This is a genomic window from Streptomyces sp. NBC_01216 (assembly GCF_035994945.1).
Taxonomy (GTDB): Bacteria; Actinomycetota; Actinomycetes; order Streptomycetales; family Streptomycetaceae; genus Streptomyces.
The window spans coordinates 6,384,126-6,406,703 of the sequence record NZ_CP108677.1 but is presented as its reverse complement, the minus strand read 5'-3'; the positions used below and the strand labels follow the sequence as shown (position 1 = coordinate 6,406,703).

Annotated in this window: 22 protein-coding genes; 16 read left to right on the top strand and 6 right to left on the bottom strand. The window is 73.1% G+C overall.

Going from position 1 to position 22,578, the window contains the following annotated elements; all coding sequences use genetic code 11:
- Positions 1-82 precede the first annotated feature (82 nt).
- From bioB to mug, 11 genes are all read left to right on the top strand, one after another.
- Positions 83-1,336, top strand: a complete 1,254-nt coding sequence (gene bioB / locus OG393_RS28845) for a biotin synthase BioB (protein WP_327377610.1) — start codon at positions 83-85, stop codon at positions 1,334-1,336.
- Positions 1,329-2,609 carry an adenosylmethionine--8-amino-7-oxononanoate transaminase gene (locus tag OG393_RS28840; RefSeq protein ID WP_327377609.1) on the top strand — a complete coding sequence of 427 codons (1,281 nt, stop codon included), beginning with the start codon at positions 1,329-1,331 and terminating at the stop codon, positions 2,607-2,609. The genes bioB and OG393_RS28840 overlap by 8 nt, the downstream gene beginning before the upstream one ends.
- 44 nt (positions 2,610-2,653) lie before the next feature.
- Entirely contained in the window at positions 2,654-3,370 is a 717-nt protein-coding gene (gene bioD, locus OG393_RS28835; protein ID WP_327377608.1) for a dethiobiotin synthase, read from the top strand.
- 66 nt (positions 3,371-3,436) lie between these two features.
- Positions 3,437-3,781, top strand: a complete 345-nt coding sequence (locus OG393_RS28830) for a VOC family protein (RefSeq protein WP_327377607.1) — start codon at positions 3,437-3,439, stop codon at positions 3,779-3,781.
- A gap of 67 nt (positions 3,782-3,848) precedes the next feature.
- Positions 3,849-4,514 (top strand): class I SAM-dependent methyltransferase, encoded by a 666-nt coding sequence (locus OG393_RS28825; protein WP_327377606.1) that lies wholly within the window; start codon positions 3,849-3,851, stop codon positions 4,512-4,514.
- A 372-nt stretch (positions 4,515-4,886) separates the two neighbouring features.
- Positions 4,887-6,290 (top strand): hemolysin family protein, encoded by a 1,404-nt coding sequence (locus OG393_RS28820; RefSeq protein WP_327377605.1) that lies wholly within the window; start codon positions 4,887-4,889, stop codon positions 6,288-6,290.
- Entirely contained in the window at positions 6,287-7,306 is a 1,020-nt protein-coding gene (locus tag OG393_RS28815; protein WP_327377604.1) for a hemolysin family protein, read from the top strand. The genes OG393_RS28820 and OG393_RS28815 overlap by 4 nt, the downstream gene beginning before the upstream one ends.
- 167 nt (positions 7,307-7,473) lie before the next feature.
- A complete protein-coding gene (locus tag OG393_RS28810; RefSeq protein ID WP_327377603.1) occupies positions 7,474-8,253 on the top strand; it encodes an SGNH/GDSL hydrolase family protein in 780 nt (259 codons plus the stop codon).
- Between the two features lie 360 nt (positions 8,254-8,613).
- Positions 8,614-9,291 (top strand): GAP family protein, encoded by a 678-nt coding sequence (locus tag OG393_RS28805; RefSeq protein WP_327377602.1) that lies wholly within the window; start codon positions 8,614-8,616, stop codon positions 9,289-9,291.
- 168 nt (positions 9,292-9,459) lie between these two features.
- Positions 9,460-10,893: an adenylosuccinate lyase gene (purB, locus tag OG393_RS28800; RefSeq protein WP_327377601.1), complete on the top strand. Its 1,434-nt coding sequence runs from the start codon at positions 9,460-9,462 to the stop codon at positions 10,891-10,893.
- Complete coding sequence (gene mug, locus OG393_RS28795; protein ID WP_327378584.1) at positions 10,890-11,480, top strand: G/U mismatch-specific DNA glycosylase; 591 nt, start codon at positions 10,890-10,892, stop codon at positions 11,478-11,480. The genes purB and mug overlap by 4 nt, the downstream gene beginning before the upstream one ends.
- Positions 11,481-11,511: 31 nt before the next feature.
- Here the strand turns inward: mug and OG393_RS28790 are convergent, their stop codons facing one another.
- Complete coding sequence (locus OG393_RS28790; protein WP_327377600.1) at positions 11,512-11,931, bottom strand: hypothetical protein; 420 nt, start codon at positions 11,929-11,931, stop codon at positions 11,512-11,514.
- A gap of 144 nt (positions 11,932-12,075) precedes the next feature.
- Here OG393_RS28790 and OG393_RS28785 point away from each other — a divergent pair, with 144 nt between their 5' ends.
- Positions 12,076-13,233 (top strand): ROK family transcriptional regulator, encoded by a 1,158-nt coding sequence (locus tag OG393_RS28785; protein ID WP_327377599.1) that lies wholly within the window; start codon positions 12,076-12,078, stop codon positions 13,231-13,233.
- A 152-nt stretch (positions 13,234-13,385) separates the two neighbouring features.
- Here the strand turns inward: OG393_RS28785 and OG393_RS28780 are convergent, their stop codons facing one another.
- A complete protein-coding gene (locus OG393_RS28780; protein ID WP_327377598.1) occupies positions 13,386-14,126 on the bottom strand; it encodes a GntR family transcriptional regulator in 741 nt (246 codons plus the stop codon).
- A gap of 318 nt (positions 14,127-14,444) precedes the next feature.
- On the bottom strand, positions 14,445-14,630 hold the full coding sequence (locus OG393_RS28775; protein ID WP_327377597.1) for a hypothetical protein: 186 nt from the start codon (positions 14,628-14,630) through the stop codon (positions 14,445-14,447).
- 84 nt (positions 14,631-14,714) lie between these two features.
- Between OG393_RS28775 and OG393_RS28770 the strand changes: the two genes are divergently transcribed.
- Positions 14,715-15,545: an alpha/beta fold hydrolase gene (locus OG393_RS28770; protein ID WP_327377596.1), complete on the top strand. Its 831-nt coding sequence runs from the start codon at positions 14,715-14,717 to the stop codon at positions 15,543-15,545.
- On the opposite strand, the gene OG393_RS28765 is transcribed toward OG393_RS28770, so the two are convergent.
- Both OG393_RS28765 and OG393_RS28760 read right to left on the bottom strand, forming a co-directional pair.
- The gene (locus OG393_RS28765; protein ID WP_327377595.1) at positions 15,482-15,847 is read right to left on the bottom strand and encodes an EamA family transporter; all 366 of its coding nucleotides are present in this window, start codon (positions 15,845-15,847) and stop codon (positions 15,482-15,484) included. The two genes, OG393_RS28770 and OG393_RS28765, sit on opposite strands and share 64 nt — an antisense overlap.
- 11 nt (positions 15,848-15,858) lie before the next feature.
- A complete protein-coding gene (locus OG393_RS28760; RefSeq protein WP_327377594.1) occupies positions 15,859-17,412 on the bottom strand; it encodes a serine hydrolase in 1,554 nt (517 codons plus the stop codon).
- Positions 17,413-17,766: 354 nt separating this feature from the next.
- Between OG393_RS28760 and OG393_RS28755 the strand changes: the two genes are divergently transcribed.
- Both OG393_RS28755 and OG393_RS28750 read left to right on the top strand, forming a co-directional pair.
- Positions 17,767-19,128 (top strand): SWIM zinc finger family protein, encoded by a 1,362-nt coding sequence (locus tag OG393_RS28755; protein WP_327377593.1) that lies wholly within the window; start codon positions 17,767-17,769, stop codon positions 19,126-19,128.
- A 340-nt stretch (positions 19,129-19,468) separates the two neighbouring features.
- Complete coding sequence (locus OG393_RS28750; protein ID WP_327377592.1) at positions 19,469-20,875, top strand: GNAT family N-acetyltransferase; 1,407 nt, start codon at positions 19,469-19,471, stop codon at positions 20,873-20,875.
- Here the strand turns inward: OG393_RS28750 and OG393_RS28745 are convergent.
- Positions 20,802-22,004: a trans-sulfuration enzyme family protein gene (locus tag OG393_RS28745; protein ID WP_327377591.1), complete on the bottom strand. Its 1,203-nt coding sequence runs from the start codon at positions 22,002-22,004 to the stop codon at positions 20,802-20,804. The genes OG393_RS28750 and OG393_RS28745 overlap by 74 nt on opposite strands.
- A gap of 59 nt (positions 22,005-22,063) precedes the next feature.
- On the opposite strand from OG393_RS28745, the gene OG393_RS28740 reads away from it, so the two are divergent.
- Complete coding sequence (locus OG393_RS28740; protein WP_327377590.1) at positions 22,064-22,561, top strand: Lrp/AsnC family transcriptional regulator; 498 nt, start codon at positions 22,064-22,066, stop codon at positions 22,559-22,561.
- The last annotated feature ends 17 nt before the right edge of the window (positions 22,562-22,578 follow it).

The window sequence follows — 22,578 nt, the reverse complement described above, 5'->3', positions numbered from 1 at the left end:
GGCCATGCACACACCTCAAACGGGCTCGTTTGTTCAGTTCCTCCTTGGCCGCAGGGTGTGCCGTACGTCAGGATCAGCCTTTATGGACCTGCTGAACACGCTGGTGGACAAGGGGCTGCGGCGCGAGCTGCCGACCCGTGAAGAAGCGCTCGCCGTGCTGGCGACCTCCGACGACGAACTGCTCGATGTGGTGGCCGCGGCCGGCAAGGTACGCCGCCAGTGGTTCGGCCGCCGGGTGAAGCTGAACTATCTGGTCAATCTGAAGTCAGGGCTGTGCCCCGAGGACTGCTCGTACTGCTCGCAGCGGCTGGGCTCGACGGCCGGGATCCTGAAGTACACCTGGCTGAAGCCGGACGAGGCATCCGACGCCGCCGCGGCCGGTGTCGCGGGCGGTGCGAAGCGGGTCTGTCTGGTGGCCAGTGGACGCGGTCCGACGGACCGGGACGTGGACCGGGTCGGCAGGACCATCGAGACCATCAAGGAGCAGAACGAGGGCGTCGAGGTATGCGCGTGCCTCGGCCTGCTCTCGGACGGCCAGGCGGAACGGCTGCGGGCCGCGGGCGCCGACGCCTACAACCACAACCTCAACACCTCCGAGGGGACGTACGGGGAGATCACCAGCACGCACACCTACGCGGATCGCGTGGACACCGTGCGGAAGGCGCACGCCGCCGGTCTGTCGGCCTGCTCGGGCCTGATCGCGGGCATGGGCGAGAGCGACGCGGACCTGGTCGACGTCGTCTACGCGCTGCGTGAGCTGGACTCGGACTCGGTGCCGGTGAACTTCCTGATCCCCTTCGAGGGCACCCCGCTGGCCAAGGAGTGGAACCTCACCCCGCAACGCTGTCTGCGCATCCTGGCGATGGTCCGCTTCGTCTGCCCCGACGTGGAGGTGCGGATCGCCGGTGGCCGTGAGGTGCATCTGCGCTCGATGCAGCCGCTGGCCCTGCACGTGGCGAACTCCATCTTCCTGGGCGACTACCTCACCAGTGAGGGGCAGGCCGGGCAGGCGGACCTCGACATGATCGCGGACGCGGGGTTCGAGGTGGAGGGCGCGGGGACGACGACGCTGCCCCGCCACCGGGTGGACGCCGCCGCGAATGCCGGGGGCTGCGGTGCGCACGCCGAGGCCGGGTCGGGCGCGGCGTGCGGCGGGCACGGGCAGTCCGGCGGCTGCGGCCCGTGCGGCGGGCACGCGGCGCCGGCGGAGAGCGTCCCGGCCTCGGCGCCTCGGGAGGGCGTCGCGGCGGGGGACGCCGAGGAGGCGAACGCCCGCACCGATCTGGTGGCCGTCCGCCGTCGCGGAGCCGGCACGGACATCGCGCCGAATGCGTAGCGGCGAACTGGTGGCCCTGGACCGGGCGCACGTCTGGCATCCCTACGGCCCGATGCCCGGCCGTACGGACCCGCTGGTCGTCGCGTCCGCGTCCGGGGTTCGTCTCCAGCTCGCGGAAGCGGCCTTCGACCGGACCGAGTTGATCGACGGAATGTCCTCGTGGTGGTCCGCGATCCACGGCTACAACCACCCGGTGCTCAACGAGGCGGCACGTGGTCAGCTGGACCGGATGAGCCATGTGATGTTCGGCGGGCTCACCCACGAGCCCGCCGTCGGGCTCGCCACTCGGCTGGTCGAGATCACCCCCGAGCCGCTCCGGCACGTCTTCCTCAGCGACTCGGGTTCCGTCGCCGTCGAGGTCGCCGCCAAGATGTGCCTCCAGTACTGGCGGTCGGTGGGGCGGCCCGGCAAGCAGCGGCTGTTCACCTGGCGCGGCGGATACCACGGCGACACCTGGCAGCCGATGTCGGTGTGCGATCCCGAGGGAGGGATGCACGAGCTGTGGTCGGGCGTGCTCCCGCGTCAGGTCTTCGCGGACGCGCCGCCCACGGGCTACGAGGAGTCGTACGCGGAGCTGCTGCGCGAACGGATCGGCCGGCACGCCGACGAACTGGCCGCGGTCATCGTGGAGCCGGTGGTGCAGGGCGCGGGCGGCATGCGGTTCCACGCTCCCGAGTACCTCCGGGTGCTGCGCGAGGCGTGCGACGAGCACGACGTGCTGTTGGTCTTCGACGAGATCGCGACCGGATTCGGCCGTACGGGCTCGTTGTTCGCCGCCGGTCACGCGGGCGTCGCCCCGGACGTCATGTGCGTGGGCAAGGCGCTGACCGGCGGGTACCTGTCGATGGCGGCGACGCTCTGCACCTCGCGGGTGGCCGAGGGGATCTCGCGCGGCGAGGTTCCGGTGCTGGCGCACGGGCCCACTTTCATGGGCAATCCGCTGGCCGCGGCGGTGGCCTGCGCCTCGATCGACCTGCTGCTGTCCCAGGACTGGGCAACGGAGGTCAAGCGGATCGAGGCGGGGCTCCGGGCGGGGCTGGCCGGTTGCGTGGAGGTGCCCGGGGTCGTCGACGTGCGGGTGCTCGGTGCCATCGGCGTGGTCCAGCTCGACCACGAGGTGGACATGGCCGCGGCGACCGACGCGGCCGTCCGGGCGGGCGTGTGGCTGCGGCCGTTCCGCGACCTGATCTACACCATGCCGCCGTTCGTGACCGGCGACGGCGACGTGGCGCGGATCTGCGCCGCGGTCCGCGCCGCCGCGTCGGCGGCCTGACCCGCCCGCATCGGCGCGGGCGACCGGAGAGGAAGCACCCAGGCATGACCGTCATCGTCGTCAGCGGTACGGGTACGGAGATCGGCAAGACGATCGTGACCGCCGCCGTGGCCGCCGTGGCCACGGCCGGCGGCCGGTCGGTGGCCGTGCTCAAGCCGGCGCAGACCGGACTCGCGCCGGGCGATCGGGGGGACGCCGACGAGGTGGTCCGGCTCGGCGGCGCCGTGACCTCGGTCGAACTGGCCAGGTTCCCTGAACCGCTGGCCCCGGCAACGGCCGCGCGGCGGGCCGGGATGGCCCCGGTCGGACCGCTGGAGATCGCCGACGCGGCCCGGGAGCTGGCCGCCGACCACGATCTGGTGCTGCTGGAGGGAGCGGGCGGGCTGCTGGTCCGCTTCGACGCCGGGGGCGGCACGCTCGCCGACGCGGCCCGGTTGCTCGGCGCGCCGGTGCTCGTGGTGGCGCCGGCGGGACTCGGCACCCTCAACGCGACCGCCCTGACGGCGGAGGCGCTGCGGGCACGGGGCATCACGCAGTCGGGCGTGGTGGTCGGCAGCTGGCCGGCCGCTCCGGACCTGGCCCAGCGCTGCAACCTGAGGGACCTGCCGGAGGCGGCCGGTGCGCCGCTGCTCGGAGCGGTACCGGAGGGCGCGGGAGCACTGGGCCCGGCGGCCTTCCGGGCGGGCGCGGGCGGCTGGCTGGCTCCCGCGCTCGGCGGCGACTGGGACGCGGAGGCATTCGCCTCCTCACACCGGGCCTGACCCGCCGCGGCGGGGAGTGTTCCCAGCCGCTCGGCGCGCCGGTCGGTGCCTCCGTAGGCTGAGCGCATGCGCGCACACCTCCAGGAGATCGTCTTCGACTGCTCGGACCCCTCCGGCCTGGCACGGTTCTGGGCCGGGCTGCTGGGTGGTGCGGCGGTGGACCGGGCCCCCGACTGGTCGTACGTCGATCCGCCGGAGTCCGTACGGATCGCCTTCCAGCGTGTACCCGAGGGCAAGGCGGGCAAGAACCGGCTCCACCTCGATCTGGAGGTGCCCGAGGTCGGCGCGGCGGCGGACGCGGCGACCGGCCGCGGGGCCGTACGCGTCGGCGGGACCGTCACCGACGACCAGGGTTCCTTCCAGGTGATGCGTGACCCCGAAGGCAACGAGTTCTGCTTCGTCACGGGGTGATCAGGGCGGCACGGGGCAGAATCCCCCCGTCCGTGTCCACGCCCCCGCGCGTCGGAGGAGGTCCGCGATGTCACCGCGTTCCGCCCGGGTCCCCCGGGACACCGTCCACCATCCGCTGTTCGCCCGGTTCTACGAGCGGTGCAGCGTCGCCGCCGAGGTGCGGGGCGGCATGGCGCCCCTGCGGAAGGAACTGCTGGCCGGTCTGTCGGGACGGGTCGTCGAGATCGGGGCCGGGAACGGGCTGAACTTCGCGCACTATCCGGGAGCGGTGTCCGAGGTGGTCGCGATCGAACCCGAGCGCCGCCTGCGCCGGTCGGCGGCCGACGCCGGGCGGCGCGCCCGGGTTCCGGTGGACGTGGTGCCGGCCGTGGCGGAGGCGCTGCCGGTCAAGAGCGAGGCATTCGACGCTGCGGTGGCCTCGCTGGTGCTCTGCACGGTCCGGGACGTTCCGCGCGCGCTCGCCGAACTGCGCCGGGTGCTGCGGCCGGGCGGCGAACTCCGCTTCCTCGAACACGGCCTGGCCCCGGGGCGCGGAATGGCCCGCGCGCAGCGGGCGCTGGACCGCACGGTGTGGCCCCCGCTGTTCGGCGGCTGCCACACGGCGCGCGACCCGCTCGCGGCGATCGAGGCCGCGGGCTTCGAGACGACCGCCTGCCGTGCCTTCACCCTTCCGGAGGGCGGACCCCGACTGCCCTCCTCCTTCTGCGTGCTGGGCGTCGCGCGGCGGGACTGACCCGTCGGGGCGGCGGCACCGGCCCCAAGCGGGAGCGCGCCCAACGGCAGCGGTGCGCGTGGCACCGCCGTCCGTACGGCGAAACACGGCCGACGCCCTTCCGGGCGGGGTGAAACGAACTCGGGCAGCACGCCTGGCGGGCCGCCTCGTACGGGCCGCAGGAGTGGCCGACCCGCTGGGTGAAGCCGCTCACAGGCTGACGACCACCCTCTTTTGCTCATCCTTTACCATGGGGGTTCCTTCTTCCACCACGACCGAAAGGTGTGAGCGTCCGCCCATGGGCGAGCCTCCCAGTAGCAGCCTGCGACACGGCCGGGACCGACATCGAGCGTTCCCCCTTCCCCTGACTGATCATGGGACGGAGGTGAACCGATGACCGAAGTGATCCTGCTCGTGGTGGCGGTGTTGCTGTCCCTCGCCTGCGGTGCCTTCGTCGCGGCGGAGTTCTCGCTGACCACCGTGGAGCGCGGCGAGCTCGAAGCGGCCGTCGAGCGGGGCGAGCGCGGCGCGGCCGGCGCGCTCAAGGCCGTCAAGTCCCTCACCTTCCAGCTCTCCGGCGCCCAGCTCGGCATCACCGTCACCAACCTGGTCGTCGGCATGCTCTCCGAACCGTCGATCGCCAAACTGATCCGGGGGCCCGTCGAGGCCCTGGGCCTGTCGCCCGCGGTCGCCTCCTCCGCGGCCCTGGTCATCGGAACCGCCCTGTCGACCGTCGTCCTGATGGTCGTCGGTGAGCTGGTCCCCAAGAACTGGGCCATCTCCTCACCCCTGGCGGTCGCCAAGGTGGTGGCGACCCCGCAGCGGGTCTTCACCGCCGCCTTCAAGCCGCTGATCAGCCATCTGAACAACTCCGCCAACCGGATCGTGCACCGGCTCGGTCTGGAACCCGCCGAGGAGCTGGCCTCCGCCCGCTCCCCGCAGGAGCTGGTGGCCCTGGCACGCCACTCCGCCAAGGCGGGCGCGCTGGAGGCGGACACCGCCGAGCTGTTCGTCCGGACCCTGAGCCTCGCCAAGCTCACGGCGGAGAACGTGATGACCCCGCGTGTCCAGGTCACGGCGCTGGAGGTGCAGGCCACGGCCGAGGACGTCGCCAACGCGACCCGCGCGACCGGCCTGTCCCGCTTTCCCGTGTACCGGGGGAGTCTCGACTCGGTGGTCGGCATCGCCCACATCAAGGACGTCCTGGCGATACCGGCCGGGGAACGCCCCCGCCGGCGCGTCGGGGACATCCTGCGCGAGCCGCTGCTGGTGCCGGAGACGCTGACCGTGGACAAGCTGCTCGACCGGCTCTCCGGCCGGCAGACGATGGCCGTCGTCATCGACGAATACGGTGGCACGGCCGGTGTGGCGACCCTTGAGGACATCGTCGAGGAGGTCGTCGGCGAGGTCCGCGACGAGCACGACCCGCACGAGACGCCCGACCTGGCCAGGGCGGGCGCCGACACGGAGGGGCGCGAGCTCTGGTCCGCGGACGGTGCCGCCCGTACGGACCAGCTGGAGGCCATCGGCCTGCGGGTGCCGGACGGCCCGTACGAGACGCTGGCCGGCATACTCGCCACCGAACTCGGACGGATCCCGTCCGTCGGCGACAGCGTGGAACTGGCCGGCTGGCGGCTCGACGTGGTGGACGCCTCCGGCCGGCGCGCCGCCCGTGTGCTGATGCACGCGCCGCCGCAGGAGCCGGACGAGTACGGCGATGACGACGACGGGGCACCCGACAGGGTGGCCGGTGGCGACCGTCCCGGACGGAACGGGACCGGGGAGGCCGGCCGATGATCGCGATCCAACTGCTGATCGGCCTGCTGACCCTGGTCGTGAACGCCTTCTTCGTCGGCGCGGAGTTCGCCTTGATCTCCGTACGCCGCAGCCAGGTCGAACCGCAGGCCGAGGAGGGGAACCGTCGGGCGCGCAGCGTCCTGTGGGGTCTGGAACACGTCTCGGCACTGCTCGCCGCGGCGCAGCTCGGCATCACACTGTGCACCCTGGTGCTCGGCATCGTCGCAGAGCCGGCGATCGCCCACCTCCTGGAGCCCGTCTTCGACGCGGTCGGCGTGCCGCACGGCCTGGTGCACCCGATCTCGTTCGTGATCGCGCTGTCCGTGGCGACCTACCTCCACATGCTGCTCGGGGAGATGGTCCCGAAGAACATCGCGCTGGCGGAGCCGGTCCGCACGGCGCTGATCCTCGGCCCTCCGCTGGTGACTCTCGCGCGGGCGCTGCGCCCGGTGATCTTCACGGTCAACGCCTTCGCCAACGCGCTGCTCACACTCCTGCGAGTGGAGGTCAAGAACGAGGTCTCGGCGACGTTCTCGGACGACGAGCTCGCCCGGATGGTCACCGACTCCGGAGTCGCCGGTCTGCTCGACGACCGGGCCACGGAGCGGCTGCACGACGCCCTGGAGCTGGGCCGCCGTCCGGTGCGGGACGTGGTGATGCCGGTGGAGAAGGTCGTGTACACCGCGGTGGGCACGACGCCTGAGGAGCTGGAGGCCCTCTCCGCGCAGTCGGGGTTCTCCCGGTTCCCGGTGGTCGACTCGGCCCGCGGGATCCTGGGCTATCTCCACGTGAAGGACGCCCTCGACGTCACACCGCGCGACCTGCCCTTCCCTGTCTCGGCCCTGCGGCCGATCGCACGGGTCCGGGCGGCGTCGCCGATGGACGACGTGCTGACGGCTATGCGCCGCGGACGGACGCACCTCGCGGCGGTCCTGGGCGAGGACGGCAAACTGGCCGGCCTGGTCACGATGGAGGACGTGCTGCGCGAGCTGGTGGGCCGCCCGGCGGGGCCGTAGCCGCTTCGGCGGGCAGCTTCCCTGCGGACCGCTTCCGTACGGACCGCTCCGGGCCCGGGACGCTCGCGTCCCGGGCCCGGCGTGTCACGGGGCGGTCGCCACACACCAGGGCCGTCCCCCGGCTCCGGCGTCCCGCACTCCATACCGTTCGGTATGATCGGACCGCCATGGAGATGAATGCCGCCTACACCAGTCTTGTCGCCGTCGGCGACAGCTTCACCGAGGGTATGTCGGACCGCCTGCCGGACGGGTCCTACCGGGGCTGGGCCGACCTCCTCGCCGGACGTCTCGCCGCGCGCGCACCCGGCTTCCGCTACGCGAACCTCGCCGTCCGCGGCAAGCTGATCGGCCAGATCGTGGACGAGCAGGTCGACGCGGCCGCCGCCATGAAGGCGGACGTGGTGACCCTCGTGGGCGGGCTGAACGACACACTGCGGCCGAAGTGCGACATGGGGCGGGTGCGCGCACTGCTCACCGAAGCGGTCGAGAGGCTGACGCCGTCCTGCGGGCAACTGGTCCTCATGCGCAGTCCGGGCCGCGACGGTCCCGTCATGGAGCGCTTCCGGCCCCGCATGGAGGAACTCTTCGTCATCGTCGACGAACTCGCCGCCCGCCACGGGGCTCTGGTGGCCGACCTGTACGGCGCGCCGGCGCTCGGCGATCCGCGCCTGTGGGACGTGGACCGACTGCATCTGACGGACGAGGGCCACCGGCGGGTCGCGGAGGCCGTGTGGCAGATCCTCGGCCTCGCGCCGGAGAGCGACTGGCGCACCCCCCTGCCGACCACCGCGCCACCGGGCTGGGTGAGCCGGCGGGTCGGAGACGCGCGCTTCGCCAGGGAGCACCTCGGCCCCTGGATCGGGCGTCGCCTGACGGGCCGCTCCTCGGGTGACGGCCGCCCGGCGAAACGCCCGGAGCTGCTTCCGTTCGAGCCTCCGGCGCCCTGAATGCCTGTCGGGTGGCCTCTGAGACACACCCCTCCCGCCGGACGGCCACCGACGGGTGAGCCCGGTGGCGGCGGTGCCGGGCCGGGGACATGATCGGAACACGCCGGCGGGGTCCACCGGCGTGACGCCTCGTCACCCGGTCGCGGGAGGCACCGCTGCTCCTACCCGGCCGGGCAGGACCCACGGGAAAGTCGCGCACTCCGGAACGGCTCCGGCACGAGACGTCTTCGGAACGGGACGAGTTCGATCCCACGACCGTTTCGCCCGCGACGGGTTCGGGAGCGGGCGGTCGTCCGTGGTCGGGCCTCGACGCGTACGTTCCCCGTTCCGTCATGTCCCGCGAAGCCGTGGAGGTCGCTCATGGGGGACGCCGTCGGGCAGATGCTCGTCTCGGCCGTCGGTATCGCCATCAGTCCCGTGCCCGTGATCGCAATGGTGCTCATGCTCGCCTCTCCCCGCGGCCGGGCCGACGGCATCGCCTTCACGGCGAGCTGGATGGTGTCGCTGGCGGTCCTCGTCACCGTGGTCGTGACGCTGGGCGTGGGAGCCGACGCGTCCGGCGCGGAGGGTCCGGCGACCTGGACCTCGTGGCTGAAGCTGGCCCTCGGTGTGTCCTTCCTCCTGCTCGCCGCGCGGCAGTGGCGCGGCAGGCACCGCGATGCCGAAGGCGACGGCATGCCGCGCTGGATACGGGCCGTCGACTCCTTCACCCCGGCCAAGGCGGCGGGCCTGGCCGTGGTCCTGGCGGTCGCCAATCCCAAGAACCTGGTGCTCGCCGTCGGCGGCGCCGTGGCCATCGCCTCGTCCGACGCCACCGCGGGCGGGCGGGCCGTCGCCGGTCTGCTCATGGTGCTCATCGCGTCGCTGTGCGCCCTCGCCCCGCTCACCGTGTACCTGTCCGGCGGGGACCGGTCCACCCGGGTACTGGCCGGATGGAAGGCGTGGATGGCGGTCCACAACGCCGCCATCATGGCGACGCTGCTCGTCGTGCTCGGCGGCAAGTACGTGGGGGACGCGGTGTCCGCCCTGGCGAGCTGACGAGACAGCGCGCGGTCGCCCGCGGGCAGCCCTACCGGGACGACGGCCCGGCCCCGGCGTCCCGGTGGGCGCGGCGGTCGTCGACGGGGACGTGGCACGCGTCTCGTAGCAAGAGACGAAGCCGGTCGTGGCGCCGGCCTGCACGAACCGCCAGTAGAATCACGTCACGTGACTGCCAAGCCCCGCATCCCGAATGTCCTGGCCGGCCGCTACGCCTCCGCGGAGCTCGCCGTCCTCTGGTCCCCCGAGCAGAAGGTGAAGCTCGAGCGCCGACTGTGGCTCGCCGTGCTGCGCGCCCAGAAGGACCTCGGGATCGAGGTCCCGGACAAGGCACTCGCCGACTACGAGCGAGTGCTCGACCAGGTCGACCTCGCCTCCATCGCCGAGCGTGAGAAGGTCACCCGCCACGACGTGAAGGCCCGGATCGAGGAGTTCAACGCTCTCGCCGGTCACGAACACGTCCACAAGGGCATGACCTCGCGCGACCTCACCGAGAACGTCGAGCAGCTCCAGATCAGGCTCTCGCTGGAGCTGGTGCGCGACCGTACGGTCGCCGTCCTCGCCCGTCTCGGCAAGCTCTCCGGCGAGTACGCCGAGCTGGTCATGGCCGGCCGCTCGCACAACGTCGCCGCCCAGGCCACGACTCTCGGCAAGCGCTTCGCGACCGCGGCCGACGAGCTGCTCGTGGCGTACGGCCGCCTGGAGGACCTCCTCGGGCGGTACCCGCTGCGCGGCATCAAGGGCCCGGTCGGCACCGCCCAGGACATGCTCGACCTGCTCGGCGGCGACGCGGCCAAGCTGGACGAGCTGGAGCGACGGATCGCCGGTCACCTCGGTTTCGCCCGGGCCCTCACCTCCGTGGGCCAGGTCTACCCGCGCTCGCTCGACTACGACGTGGTCACCGCCCTCGTACAGCTGGCCGCCGCCCCGTCGTCGGTCGCGAAGACGATCCGGCTGATGGCCGGCCACGAGCTGGTGACCGAGGGCTTCAAGCCCGGCCAGGTCGGCTCCTCCGCGATGCCGCACAAGATGAACACCCGCTCCTGCGAGCGCGTCAACGGCCTGATGGTCATCCTGCGGGGCTACGCCTCGATGACCGGCGAGCTGGCCGGTGACCAGTGGAACGAGGGCGACGTGTCCTGCTCGGTGGTACGCCGGGTCGCGCTGCCGGACGCGTTCTTCGCCTTCGACGGCCTGCTGGAGACCTTCCTCACCGTGCTCGACGAGTTCGGCGCCTTCCCGGCCGTCGTCGCCCGCGAGCTGGACCGCTACCTGCCGTTCCTCGCCACCACGAAGGTCCTCATGGGCGCGGTCCGCGCCGGCGTCGGCCGCGAGGTCGCCCACGAGGCCATCAAGGAGAACGCCGTCGCCACCGCCCTCGCGATGCGCGAGCAGGGTGCCGAACGCAACGAACTGCTCGACAAGCTGGCCGCCGACGACAGGATCCCGCTGGACAGGGGACAGCTCGACGCGCTGATGGCGGACAAGCTGTCCTTCACCGGTGCTGCCGCCGATCAGGTCGCCGTCGTGGTCTCGCGGATCGAGGAGATCGCGAAGCAGCACCCGGAGGTCGCCGGGTACGCCCCCGGGTCGATCCTCTGACCGGGTTCACCCCGCGGGAGCTGGAGGCCGCCCGCGACCGCGTCGTTCCCGACGTGGTCGCGGGCGGCCTCTCCGTGCTGTTCTGCGGAATCAACCCGGGCCTGACGTCGGCCGCGACGGGCCACCATTTCGCCCGTCCCGGCAACCGCTTCTGGCCGGTGCTGCATCTGTCGGGATTCACGCCACGCCGGCTGGCGCCCTCGGCACAGGCGGAACTTCCGTCCTACGGGCTGGGCATCACGAACATCGTGGCGCGCGCGACCGCGCGGGCGGACGAGCTGTCCGCCGAGGAGTTCCGGGCGGGAGGCCGGCGGCTGACGGAGCGGGTGGAGCGGCTACGCCCGCGGTGGCTGGCGGTCGTCGGCATCACCGCGTACCGGACCGCCTTCGGGGAACGCAAGGCGGCCGTCGGACCGCAGGAGCGGACCATCGGGGAGACCCGGATCTGGGTGCTGCCCAATCCGAGCGGGCTCAACGCGCACTGGACCGCCACGGCGATGGCCGAGGAGTTCGCGCGTCTCCGCGAGCGGGCGGGCGTCCCGGACCGGCGCACGGAGGAGCCGGGCATACCCGGCCCGCGGACGTAGGGAGCCGGGTGCGCGACGGCCGCCCGGGGCGTCACGGCGGATCGATCTCGGTGACGCAGACGACGAGCCGGAAGCCGTCCTGGGCCGAACCCGTGAGCCCGAGCGCCACCCAGGGGCCCCGGTCATCCGGACGCCAGAGCCGTAAGTCCGGCAGTGAGGCCGTGAGCAGGCCCCAGGGGTCCGGTATCTCCTCCGTCTCCTCCTCCCCCGCTTCGGACCGGGGAAGGAGGAGGTGCGGGAGGGCGAACGGACGCGGTGGCCCCCAGCGGGCGGCGAGAAGCAGGGCGAGCGCGTCACACTCCGCCTCCGCCTGGTCCAGGCCCCACTCCCCCGGCTGTTCCTCCGGCGTGACGGCGTCGGCGACGGCCGACTCCGCCAGGTGGTAGCCCGCCTCGGGGAGTGCGCGGGCGCGCAGCAGGTCGATGGCGGCGAGGTGCCGTGCGAGCGTCATGGGTCCAGTAAACCGGCGCGCACCGACAGCTGGTAACCCGTCAGGGGCGGTCTCCGGACGCGTGGGGCGCGGGCGGCGCTCGCCGCCCCCCGTTCCATTGAGTAACATCCGGCTGGACAGGCGCGCGAGCTGGGAGGACACACGGTGGGCAGGCTGACCGGCGGGGACCCGTCACTGCTCCGGCGGATCAATTCCGCGGTGGTGCTTCACGCCCTGCGGGGCGCCGACGCGCTCACCCTCACGGACCTGACCCGGATCACGGGCCTGTCCCGTCCGACCGTCGAGGGCGTGATCGAAGGGCTCATCGAAGGCGGTCTGGTCATCGAGGTCGCGCCCGAGGAGGGCGAGGCACGGCGTCAGGGGCGTCCGGCCCGAAGGTTCCGGTTCCGGGCCGAGGCGGGGCATCTGCTGGGCATCGAGATCGGGCCGCACCGGGTCGCCGCGCTGCTCTCCGGGCTGGACGGGCGGATCATCGGCGCCGGTTCCCGGGACGTCTCCGAGTCGGCCTCGGAGGACGACCGGCTCGACCGGGTCCGCACGGTGGTCGCCGACGTCCTGCGCAGGGCCGGTGTGCCGCGCTCCAGCCTGCGGGCGGTCGGAGTCGGCACACCCGGGATAGTGGAGGCCGACGGGACCGTCCGGCTCGGAACCGCGCTGCCCGGCTGGACCGGACTGCCGCTCGGCGAGCGGCTCCGGCGGTCGTTCCGCTGCCCGGTGCTGGTGGAGAACGACGCCAACGCGGCGGCGGTCGCCGAGCACTGGAAGGGCGCGGCGACCGACTCCGACGACATCGTCTTCGTGTTGGCGGGACTGAGCCCCGGCGCCGGTTCGCTGATCGGCGGCCGGCTGCACCGCGGGTTCGGCGGCGCGGCCGGCGAGATAGGCGCGCTGCACCTGCTGGGCCGGGGCGTCACCCCGGAGCATCTGCTGTCGACGACCGACGAGCCGCTGCATCCCCTGGACGAACACGCCGTCGCCGAGGTGTTCGCCCTGGCCCGCCAGGGCGATCCGCAGGCGGAGGCCGCGGTGCAGCGGTTCACGCAGCGGCTGGTCCACGACGTGGCGGCGCTGGTGCTGGCGCTCGATCCCGAGGTGGTCGTGGTCGGCGGCTGGGCGGCCGGTCTGGACGGTGTGCTCCCGCCGCTACGGGACGAGCTGGCGCGGTTCTGCCTGCGTCCGCCGCGCGTGGTCCTGTCTCTGCTCGGCGAGGCCGCCGTGGGCACCGGCGCACTGCGCCTGGCCCTGGACCACGTGGAGGAGCAACTCTTCGCGGTGGAGGGGACGGTCACGGCCCGTCGCTGACGTCGGCGGGGTGACACGTGACCCGCGGGGGCGGCACGGCGGCCCGGCGACAGGTGCGGGGCGAGGTCGCGGAGCCGTACGCGCTGCCAGGGTCCGACGGGCGTGGTGCGGCGCGGGCGCGCCGTGGGGACGCCCGTCGGCCGGGGGTCGGGTCAGGAGGCCATGACCAGGTCGCCGGAGTCACCGAAGGTGAGACGGCAGGTGTCGGCGCGGTAGGTGGCGACCGAGACCGCCGCGGTGCGGCCGGCGGAGAGGTAGCGGGTCGTCACGACGAGCACGGGGGCGCCGGGCAGTCGGTCCAGCTCCCTGGCGTCGTCGGCGCGGGCCGAGCCCAGTTCCACGGAGCGGTCCTGGCCGTCCAGGGCGAGACACTCGAGTTCGCGCAGTACGTCGCGCGCGCGGGCGGGCCCCTCGGAGACGTCGACGGACGGGAGTCCGGGCACCGAGCCGACGGGCACGTACAGAAGCTCGGCCGCGACCGGCTGGCCTTCGGTGACGCGCAGTCGGCGGACGATGTGCACCGGCTCGCCGGGGTCGGTGTCCAGCAGGCGCGCCACGGCCGCGGTGGGCTTGTCGGTGACGGAGTCGAGGGACTGCCAGGTCTCCTCGCCGGCACCGGGCCAGGAGTGCTGTGCGGTCGAGACGTCCACGCCGACCCGGGGCGGGGCGACGGTGGTGCCGACGCCGCGGCGGCGCTGGAGGCGGCCTTCGAGCTCGAGCTGTTCCAGGGCTTGCCGGAGGGTGGCACGGGCGACACCGAAGCGCGCTGCGAGGTCCCTCTCGTTGGGCAGGATCTCACCGACCGCGAAGTCGGAGTCGAGAGCCTCGCTGATCACGGTCTTGAGGTGCCAGTACTTAGGCTCCGGCACTGTTTCCAGCTGCGTGGTCCCCACCCTGATCCTCCGCAATCGCCGTGTCCCCGGCAGTTTTTCCGCGCCCTTGTTTATTAAAGGTTCCTGCACTAACTCTGCGACCATAAGGCGGCGCACCTACTTGGTCAAGACCAATCCTGCGGGGGAAGTCCGCGAATCCGGTCATCCGGCGCGGATCGTTCACGGGACGTTCGCACCCCCGTGCGGCATGTGTGGCGAATCGCCCCGGACCCGGAGACCGGAGGCGGCGCTGGACGGCGCGACGGCAGGGCCGGGGCGAGGTGGGCGGCGGCGCCGACTGGGGCACGCCCCGGAGCCTGCCGGCTGACCTCCGCCCGGTCAGAGGCCACCCGACAGGCTCCCAGCCGAACCGCGCCGCGCCGAACCGACCGGGGACGCACGGGAGGCGTCGCCGGCGAGCACGGGGCGGCGCCCCTCGAAGGCGTAGGTCAGCGCGTCGATGGCCACCGCCCCATCCCAGCCGACCGGTCCGGGCCTGTCCAGGTGCCCCCCGGCCACGCGCACGCCCGTTTCCGTCGGACCTCTTGAACTCGTGGCTACCGAGCGGTAATTCTTGCTGACAGGGTGTCTAAGACAGGGAGCAGTCGCATGTCCGCACAGATCTCATTCCCGATCGCTTCCCCCGGGGGAGCGCGCACGGCCTCCGTGGCCTACGAGCGCCGGGGCGCGGGAGCACCTCTGCTGCTGCTCCACGGCATCGGCCACCACTGGCAGGCGTGGGAACCGGTGCTCGACATCCTCGCCGCCGAACGTGACGTCGTCGCCGTCGACCTGCCCGGATTCGGGGCGTCACCGGCGCTCCCGGACGGCCACGCCTACGACCTGGCCTCGGTGGTGCCCGTCCTCGGGGCGTTCTGCGAGGCGATCGGCATCGAGCGGCCGCACGTGGCCGGAAACTCGCTGGGCGGGCTGCTCGCTCTGGAGCTCGGCCGGGAGAAGCTCGCACGCTCGGTGACGGCGCTGTCCCCGGCCGGGTTCTGGTCGGAGGGCGAGCGGCGCTACGCGTTCGGGACACTGCGGGCGATGCGCGCCGCCGCCCTCTCGATGCCGGTGTCGCTGATCGAGCGGCTCTCCCGCAGCACCGTCGGACGTACCGCCCTGACCAGCACGATCTACGCCCGCCCCGGGCGCCGTTCACCGCGGGCGGTGGTGGCCGAGACGCTCGCCCTGCGCGAGGCCACCGGTTTTCGGCAGACCCTGGAGGCGGGCCGTACCGTGCGGTTCGCCGACGACGTCCCGGCCGTGCCCGTCACCGTCGCGTGGGGCAGCCGCGACCGGCTGCTACTGCCCCGGCAGGGTGTCCGGGCCAAGCACACGGTGCCCGGCGCGCGTCTCGTCCGGCTGCCGGGCTGTGGTCACGTCCCCATGAACGACGACCCGGCCCTGGTCGCGCGGGTGATCCTGGACTGCAGCGGCTGATCGGCGCGCACGCGCGAACAGCCCCGTCCCCGTGCCGCTCCGGCCGCCACGAGCACGCTGCCGGCGGCTTGCGAAAGACCGAAGCCCCGGTTGCCGACGAAGGGAGCGGTCGACGCCGCGGCGACCGGGATCATGCCGGTGAGGTGAGTGGCCCGTTCGACGCCGACGCGCTGGACGCCCCGGTAGAAGGCGACGAAGCCGTTCACCGTCACCACGGCCGCCTGGCAGACCGTGCTCCGCGCCCGGACGACGGACGGGCCGGCGCCCGCCTCTCGGCTCAGAGCCTGTCGGCCGAAGGCCACCCGACAGGCTCTCAGTCGCCCGCCCCTGCGACGCGGGTGAAGGTGCCGAGTCCCCGGGTGTCCAGGTACTCGACGGTGAAGGACTTCCCGTCCGGGGTGAAGGTGACCCCGGTGCGGCCGACGGCGTTCTCTCCCGTGGTCTCGAAGCTGAACGTGTCGCCGTCGTAGTGCGTCAGCGGGAACGACCGCGGCTCCGGGCCCAGACGGAGCGTCAGAACACCGTCCGCGCCGACGACGACCTCCGCCCTCCCGTAGTAGGCGTTGTCGTAGACACCGGTGTAGGTGTCGGCGGCCCGCGCCGGCGAGGCAGCGGACGGGGGTTGGGCGTAGTCGGTCTCCGAGCGCGCCTCGTCGGCCTGTTGCCGGTACACGGCGTCGACGAGGGGGATCCAGTCGCGGCTGACCTCACCGGTCTGCGCGATGTCGAAGAAGTCGAGGGCGACGGCGTCGGCGACGCCGACCGGTGCGGCGTTGGTGAGGACCACGATGCCGAGTTGCTCGCCGGGCAGCATCGTCACGTTGGTGTGCGCGCCCTGGGCGAACGCTCCGGTGTGCGAGAGCCTGAGCCGGCCCTCGTCGTCGTAACTCACGTTCCAGCCCAGGCCGTAGAAGCCGGTCCGGCCGGCGGGTGCGCGCGGCGGGGCGGCGACCGATTCGGGCCAGTGGGTGCGTTCCAGAGCGTCCGCGTCGATGATCTGGCGGCCGTCCAGCTTGCCGTTCGCGAGCTGCAGGCGCAGCCAGGTGGCCATGTCACGGGCGGTGGAGCTGACGCCTCCGGCGGGCGACTGCGCGTCCGGGTCCCGGACGTAGCGGGGCTTCCAGGCACCGTCGGCCTTCACATGGCCATAGGCGCGGTCGGCGGCCTTCTCGAAGTCCTCGAAGCGCGAGCTGGTGGAGTTCATCCCGGCCGGCTCGTAGAGGGTGTCGGCGGCGAGCTTCTCCCAGGAAACGCCCTGTTCGTCGGCGACGGCCTGGGCCGCGGCCGTCAGACCGAAGTTGGTGTAGGCGTAGCTCGCGCGGAACGGGGCGAGTGGCTCGTAGCGCAGGTGGGACAGGATGTACGCGCGGTCGTAGCCGAGGTCTTCCAGGAGGTCACCGGCGTGGTCGGGAAGACCGCTGTGGTGCGCGAAGAGATCGGCGGCCGTCACGTGGGTGGTGACCCACGGGTCCTTCAGCCGGAAATCGGGCAGGTTCGGGGAGACGGGTGCGGTCCAGCCCTCGGTGCCCACGGCTCCGGAGACCACGGTGGAGGCGATCGGTTTCGAGACGGAGGCGAGCTGGAAGACGGTGTCGGCGTCTACGACGGCCTTCTCGCCGGCCTTACGGACGCCGTATCCCTGGAGATGGACGACCTTGCCGTCGTGGACGACTGCGACGGCCACACCCGGGACCCCGGTGCGCTTCATGGCTGCCTCGACGACCCCGTCGAGTCGGTCGACGGCGCGGGCCACGTCCGCGTCGTCGAGCTGGGCCGGTGGCTGGGGCGGGGGCGGCGATGGTCCGGGGGCCGCGGCGCCCAGCAGCGCCGCCAACCCGGCCGCGGCAAGCAGTCGGACGGTGCTCACTCGTCCATTCAACGGCCTGCGCGGATGTTTGTCGCGCGCTGCCGGGATCGCGAAGAGGGCGGGACCGGCGTGCGCGGCCCCGGCGCCGGGTCGTGGGACCGACGTATCTTGGCCCGCGTGAGGCGGTCAGGGGGACCCCGGGACACCACGACGGAGGGGGCGCCTCCCGCATGCGGGCCGCGACCACACCGGAAGACGCCGGGCGGGTGTCGGTCCCGGCCGGGCAGCCCGCCTGGGAGCTACTGTCGCCCGCGGTCGCGGCTCCGGCCGGGCGAGACGGGGCCGGGCGCTCCGGGAAGCGCCGCGCGAGGCGGTACGCAGATGATGTCAGTGCGGGGTCCTACGGTCCTGACCATGACGCGATCCGTACAGGCGCTCGCCTACGTCCGCCCGTCCGTCCTGGAACCCTCGGGGGCGGGCCGGCTGCTCGGGCTGGAGACCTCCGGCGGCCTCACCCCCACCGGGGCCGAGGCCCATCCCCGTTTCTTCTCCGGCTTCCTGACGTCCCCGCAGGTGGCCGCGCGCGGTCTGCTCGCGGTCGCGGACGTGGCGGCGGCGCGCTACCACCAGCGGATTCGGCCGGGATCGCTGGACCCGGTGGTGACGGGCAACGGCGACCGGCTGCGGTTCGAGTCGTTCTCGGGCTGCGGCGGGGTGTACGCCCGCCTCGACGTGCTGAGCGAGGGGCTCGACGGTGCCGGGACAGGGCACGGCACCACGAACGTCGACGTGAACAACCCGCTGCGCGAAGCGCTGTCCCGGATGACGGGCGACGATCCGCTGCACCTGCGGGTCGGGCCTGAGGAAGTGGCCGTGACGACGCTCGCGGGCCGGGTCGTCGAGAGGAAGGCGGCTCTGCCCGAGCGGTGGCTGCGGGGCTTCGCCGAGGCGCAGGTGGCCTCCGCCGGATTCGACCTGCGGGCCGAGCTGGCGGGCCCGGAGGCGATCCGCTTCCTGCGCTCGCTGCCGCGGGGGCGTGGGCTGGGCCCGTTGTGGGTGGTACCGGCGGGGCGGACGCTGCGTCCGACGACACGGTCGGCGGCCGGCGCCGTGTGCCTCCCCGGACCGGACCGGCTGGCGGCGCTGGAGCGGGTCCTGCGATACGCGACCGCGCTGCGGGTCTACGGGCCGGCGACGGACGGGGCCGCCACCGCGAGCGCCTGGGAGCTGGTGCTGCCGGGCATGCGGCTCACGCTCACCCTCTCCCCCGACGCCTCGCGCGGATTCTCCGGCGAGGGCGGTGTCCTGGAGGCACTGGCGACGGAGGAGGCGGCGGGGGACGCGGAACTGGTGTCGGTGCTGCTGTCCTGGGAACCGCGCGTCGACCCCGCCGAGCTGGCCGCGAGGTCGGGGCTTCCGGTCGCCCGGGTGCGCGCCGCGCTGACCCGGCTGGGTACGGCGGGCCGGGTGGGCTACGACCTGGCCGACGCCGCCTACTTCCACCGCGAGCTGCCCTACGACGCGGACCGGGCCGAACGCCACAACCCTCGGCTGGTCGCCGCCCGCGCCCTGGCCGCCGAGGGCGCGGTCCTGCTCGACGGCGCCCTGGCCACGGTCGCCTCGGGCGAACGGCGTTACCGCGTGCGGGAGTCCGGCGGAGTACTGAGCTGCACCTGCCAGTGGTGGGCCGATCACCGGGGGCGCCGCGGTCCGTGCAAGCACGCCCTCGCGGTGCGAATGGTCCGGCGCGGAGAGCCGTCCACGGGCGGCGCGTGACGGCGGCGACCGGCGCGGGACACGATCGCGGGCACGGTACCGGGCCCACCGCGGTCGGGCGGCTGACGGACGCGGTGGCCGGCCGACGACGCGGCCGGGCTGCTCAAGCCACTGGACGCGAACGCCGCAGCGCCGCGGTCACCCGCTCAGGGCACCGCGGGCGGAGGTGCGCGGCCGGCTCGGGAGCGTGGTCCGGCGGCTGCGCTCCGCACTCGACGGCGGGACCGGCGGCTCACCGTTCAAACGGTCGAAAACGGTCACTACGCCCATAGATCGGCGCTTAACCCGTCAGTCACAAAGCGTTCGTGATCACGCAACACCATTGGGTCACAGTGACGTCATGACTAAGGTGACATCCGCGAAGTCCTCCCGCCGCCCCCACCACTGGCGGCACGATCTGATCGAGCTCGCCGCTCTGTTCACCGCCGTCGTGGTGGCCGACACGATCGCCAAGACGGTGGTTCGGGGTGCCGAGGGACCCTACATGCTGGTGTTCTCGGCGATCGCCCTGATCGCGACCGCGGCCTTCCACACCTGGTGGGCACGGCGCCACAGTCACGCGCCGCCGGCCGGTGATCCCGGCGGCGGGTCGGCCCCGCCGCCGTCCGCCTCCTCGACAGCGGCGGATGAGCCCTCCGTGCCCGTCGAGACGGCGCTCTGGCGGATGCGTACCACCGTCCGCGACACCCCGGGGAGCCTCGCCGCCCTGTGCACGACGATGGCCCGCCAGGGCGTGGACATCCTGACCCTGCAGACCCATCCGCTCGCGGTGGGCACGGTCGACGAGTTCCTGCTGCGGGCGCCAGCGCCGCTGCAGGCCGGCGACCTCACCCGCGAGATCGCTGCGGCCGGGGGCACCGGCACCTGGATCGAGCGGGCCGACGCCCACGATCTGGTCGACACGCCGACCCGGCTGCTCGGCCTCGCCACCCGCACCGCCCTGGACGCGGCCGAACTCCCCCTCGCGCTGCGGCAGCTGCTGGGCCGCTGCACGATCCACTCGCTGCCCGACGTCTCCCTGACCGGGCGGCCCACCGGGGAGACCGCCCCGATCGAGGGCGTCCTCGAGGACACCGTGATGCGCCTGCGCGACCCGAACGGCGGGGCGATCACCATCGAGCGGCCGTACCTGCCGTTCACTCCCACGGAGTTCGCCCGCGCCCGGGCGCTCGTCGAACTCGACGCCCGGCTGGGACCCCGCGTCCCGCGCAGCCAGGACGTGCTCACCCTGCCCGAGGGCAACGAGATCACCGTCCGCCGCGCCGACCAGCGCGATCTGGTGCCCGCGCGCGCCATGCACGACCGCTGCTCCGCGCGCACCCTGGGCCTGCGGTACCACGGCCCGGTCGGTGACGCGGACCGCTACCTCGACCACCTGCTCAGCCCACGCTACGGACGCACGCTCGCCGTTCAGACGGCATCCGGCCGTCTCGTCGCCCTCGGTCATCTGCTCTGGGACGGCGACGAGACGGAGGTCGCCCTGATGGTCGAGGACGACTGGCAACGCCGGGGCATCGGCTCCGAACTCCTCGGACGGCTGGTCGCGATGGCCGTCGAGGCGGGCTGCGAGAGCGTCTACGCCGTGACGCAGTCGTCCAACACCGGGATGGTGGCCGCGATGCGGGCGCTGAACCTGCCCCTCGACTACCAGATCGAGGAGGGGACCCTGGTCATCACCGCGCGGCTGTCCACGGCTCCGTCACCGAAGCCGCGGCGTCCCGGCTCGTACCAGCGGGCGGAGCACTGAGGGCCTGGGTCAGGTCGCGCCACAGGTCCTCCACGTCCTCCAGGCCGACCGACATGCGCAGCAGGCGGTCGCCGACGCCCGCCGAGTGCCGGTCTCCCTCGGCGACGATCCGGTGGCTGATCGACGCCGGGTGCTGGATCAGGGTGTCGACACTGCCGAGGCTGACCGCCGGAGTGATCAGCCGCACGGCGGCGATCACGTCGTGCGGGTCTCCGTAGGGCTCGAAGGAGACCATCGCACCGCCCACCTTCGGGTAGTGCACCCGGGCGACGCGCGGGTCGCCCGTGAGCCGGCGGACGAGCTCGGCGGCCGTCGCCGACGCGGCCCGGACCCGTACCGGCAGCGTCGAAAGCCCCCGCAGCAGGAGATAGCCGGCGAAGGGGTGAAGCACGCCGCCCGTGGCGAAGCGCACCTGGCGCAGCGTGCGGGCGAACTCCTCGTCGCAGGCCACGACGCCGCCCATGACGTCGCCATGGCCGCCGAGGTACTTGGTCGCGCTGTGCAGCACGATCCGCGCGCCCTGCTCGGCCGGCCGCTGGAGGACCGGTGTGGCGAAGGTGTTGTCCACCAGGAGCGGGACCGATCCGCAGGCGTGGGCCAGCGCGCGGATGTCGACCTCGGCGAGCGTCGGGTTGGCGGGCGTCTCCACCATGACCAGGCCGGTGTCGGGGCGGATCGCGTCCGCTATGCCCGCCGGGTCGGTCCAGGTCACCTCGGTGCCGAGCAGGCCCGCGTTCAGCAGATGATCGCTGCAGCCGTACAGGGGCCGGACGGCGACGACGTGCCGCAGTCCCATGCTCGCCCGGACCAGCAGGACGGCGGTGAGCGCGGCCATGCCGCTGGCGAAGGCCACCGCCGATTCGGTGCCCTCCAGCCGGGCGAGCGCGTCCTCGAAGCGTGCGGTGGTGGGGTTGTCGAGGCGCGCGTAGACGGGCGGGCCGTCGAGCCGGGCGCCGGTGGTGGCGAACGCGTCGATCCGCGCGGCCTCGTCCCGGATGTCGTGCGACGGGTACGTGGTGGACAGGTCGAGCGGCGGGGCGTGCAGACCGAGGGACGCGAGGTCTTCGCGGCCGGCGTGCACGGCTTCGGTGGCCAGAGCCCTGGGGGTGGTCGAGGCGTCGTTGTCCATGGCGGCACTGTGAACGGATACCGGAAAGTAGCGGGAGAACCCCGTGCTACGTTCGCCGAATGGCCGATTCTGTCGTACTGGACCCGATCGATCTGCATATTCTGCGCCTCCTGCAGAACGACGCCCGGAGCACCTACCGCGAGCTCGCCGCCGAGGTCGGCGTGGCGCCCTCCACCTGCCTGGACCGGGTGGCCCGTTTGCGCCGTACGGGAGTGATCCTCGGGCACCAGCTACGACTGGATCCGGCCAAACTCGGCCGGGGTCTCGAAGCACTGCTCCTCGTCCAGGTCAGGCCCCACCGGCGCGAACTGATCGGTCCGTTCGTGGACCGGATTCGCGCGCTGCCGGAGTCCCGGGCGTTGTTCCATCTGACCGGCCCCGACGACTACCTGGTGCACGTCGCCGTCGCCGACCCCGCCGACCTGCAACGACTCGTCCTCGACGAGTTCACGTCACAGCGCGAGGTGGCCCGCGTCGAGACCCGGCTGATCTTCCAGCAGTGGGAGTGCGGGCCGCTGCTGCCGCCCGTCCCGGGCGCTCACTTGTCGGCCGACTGACATCGAGCGAGGGTGAC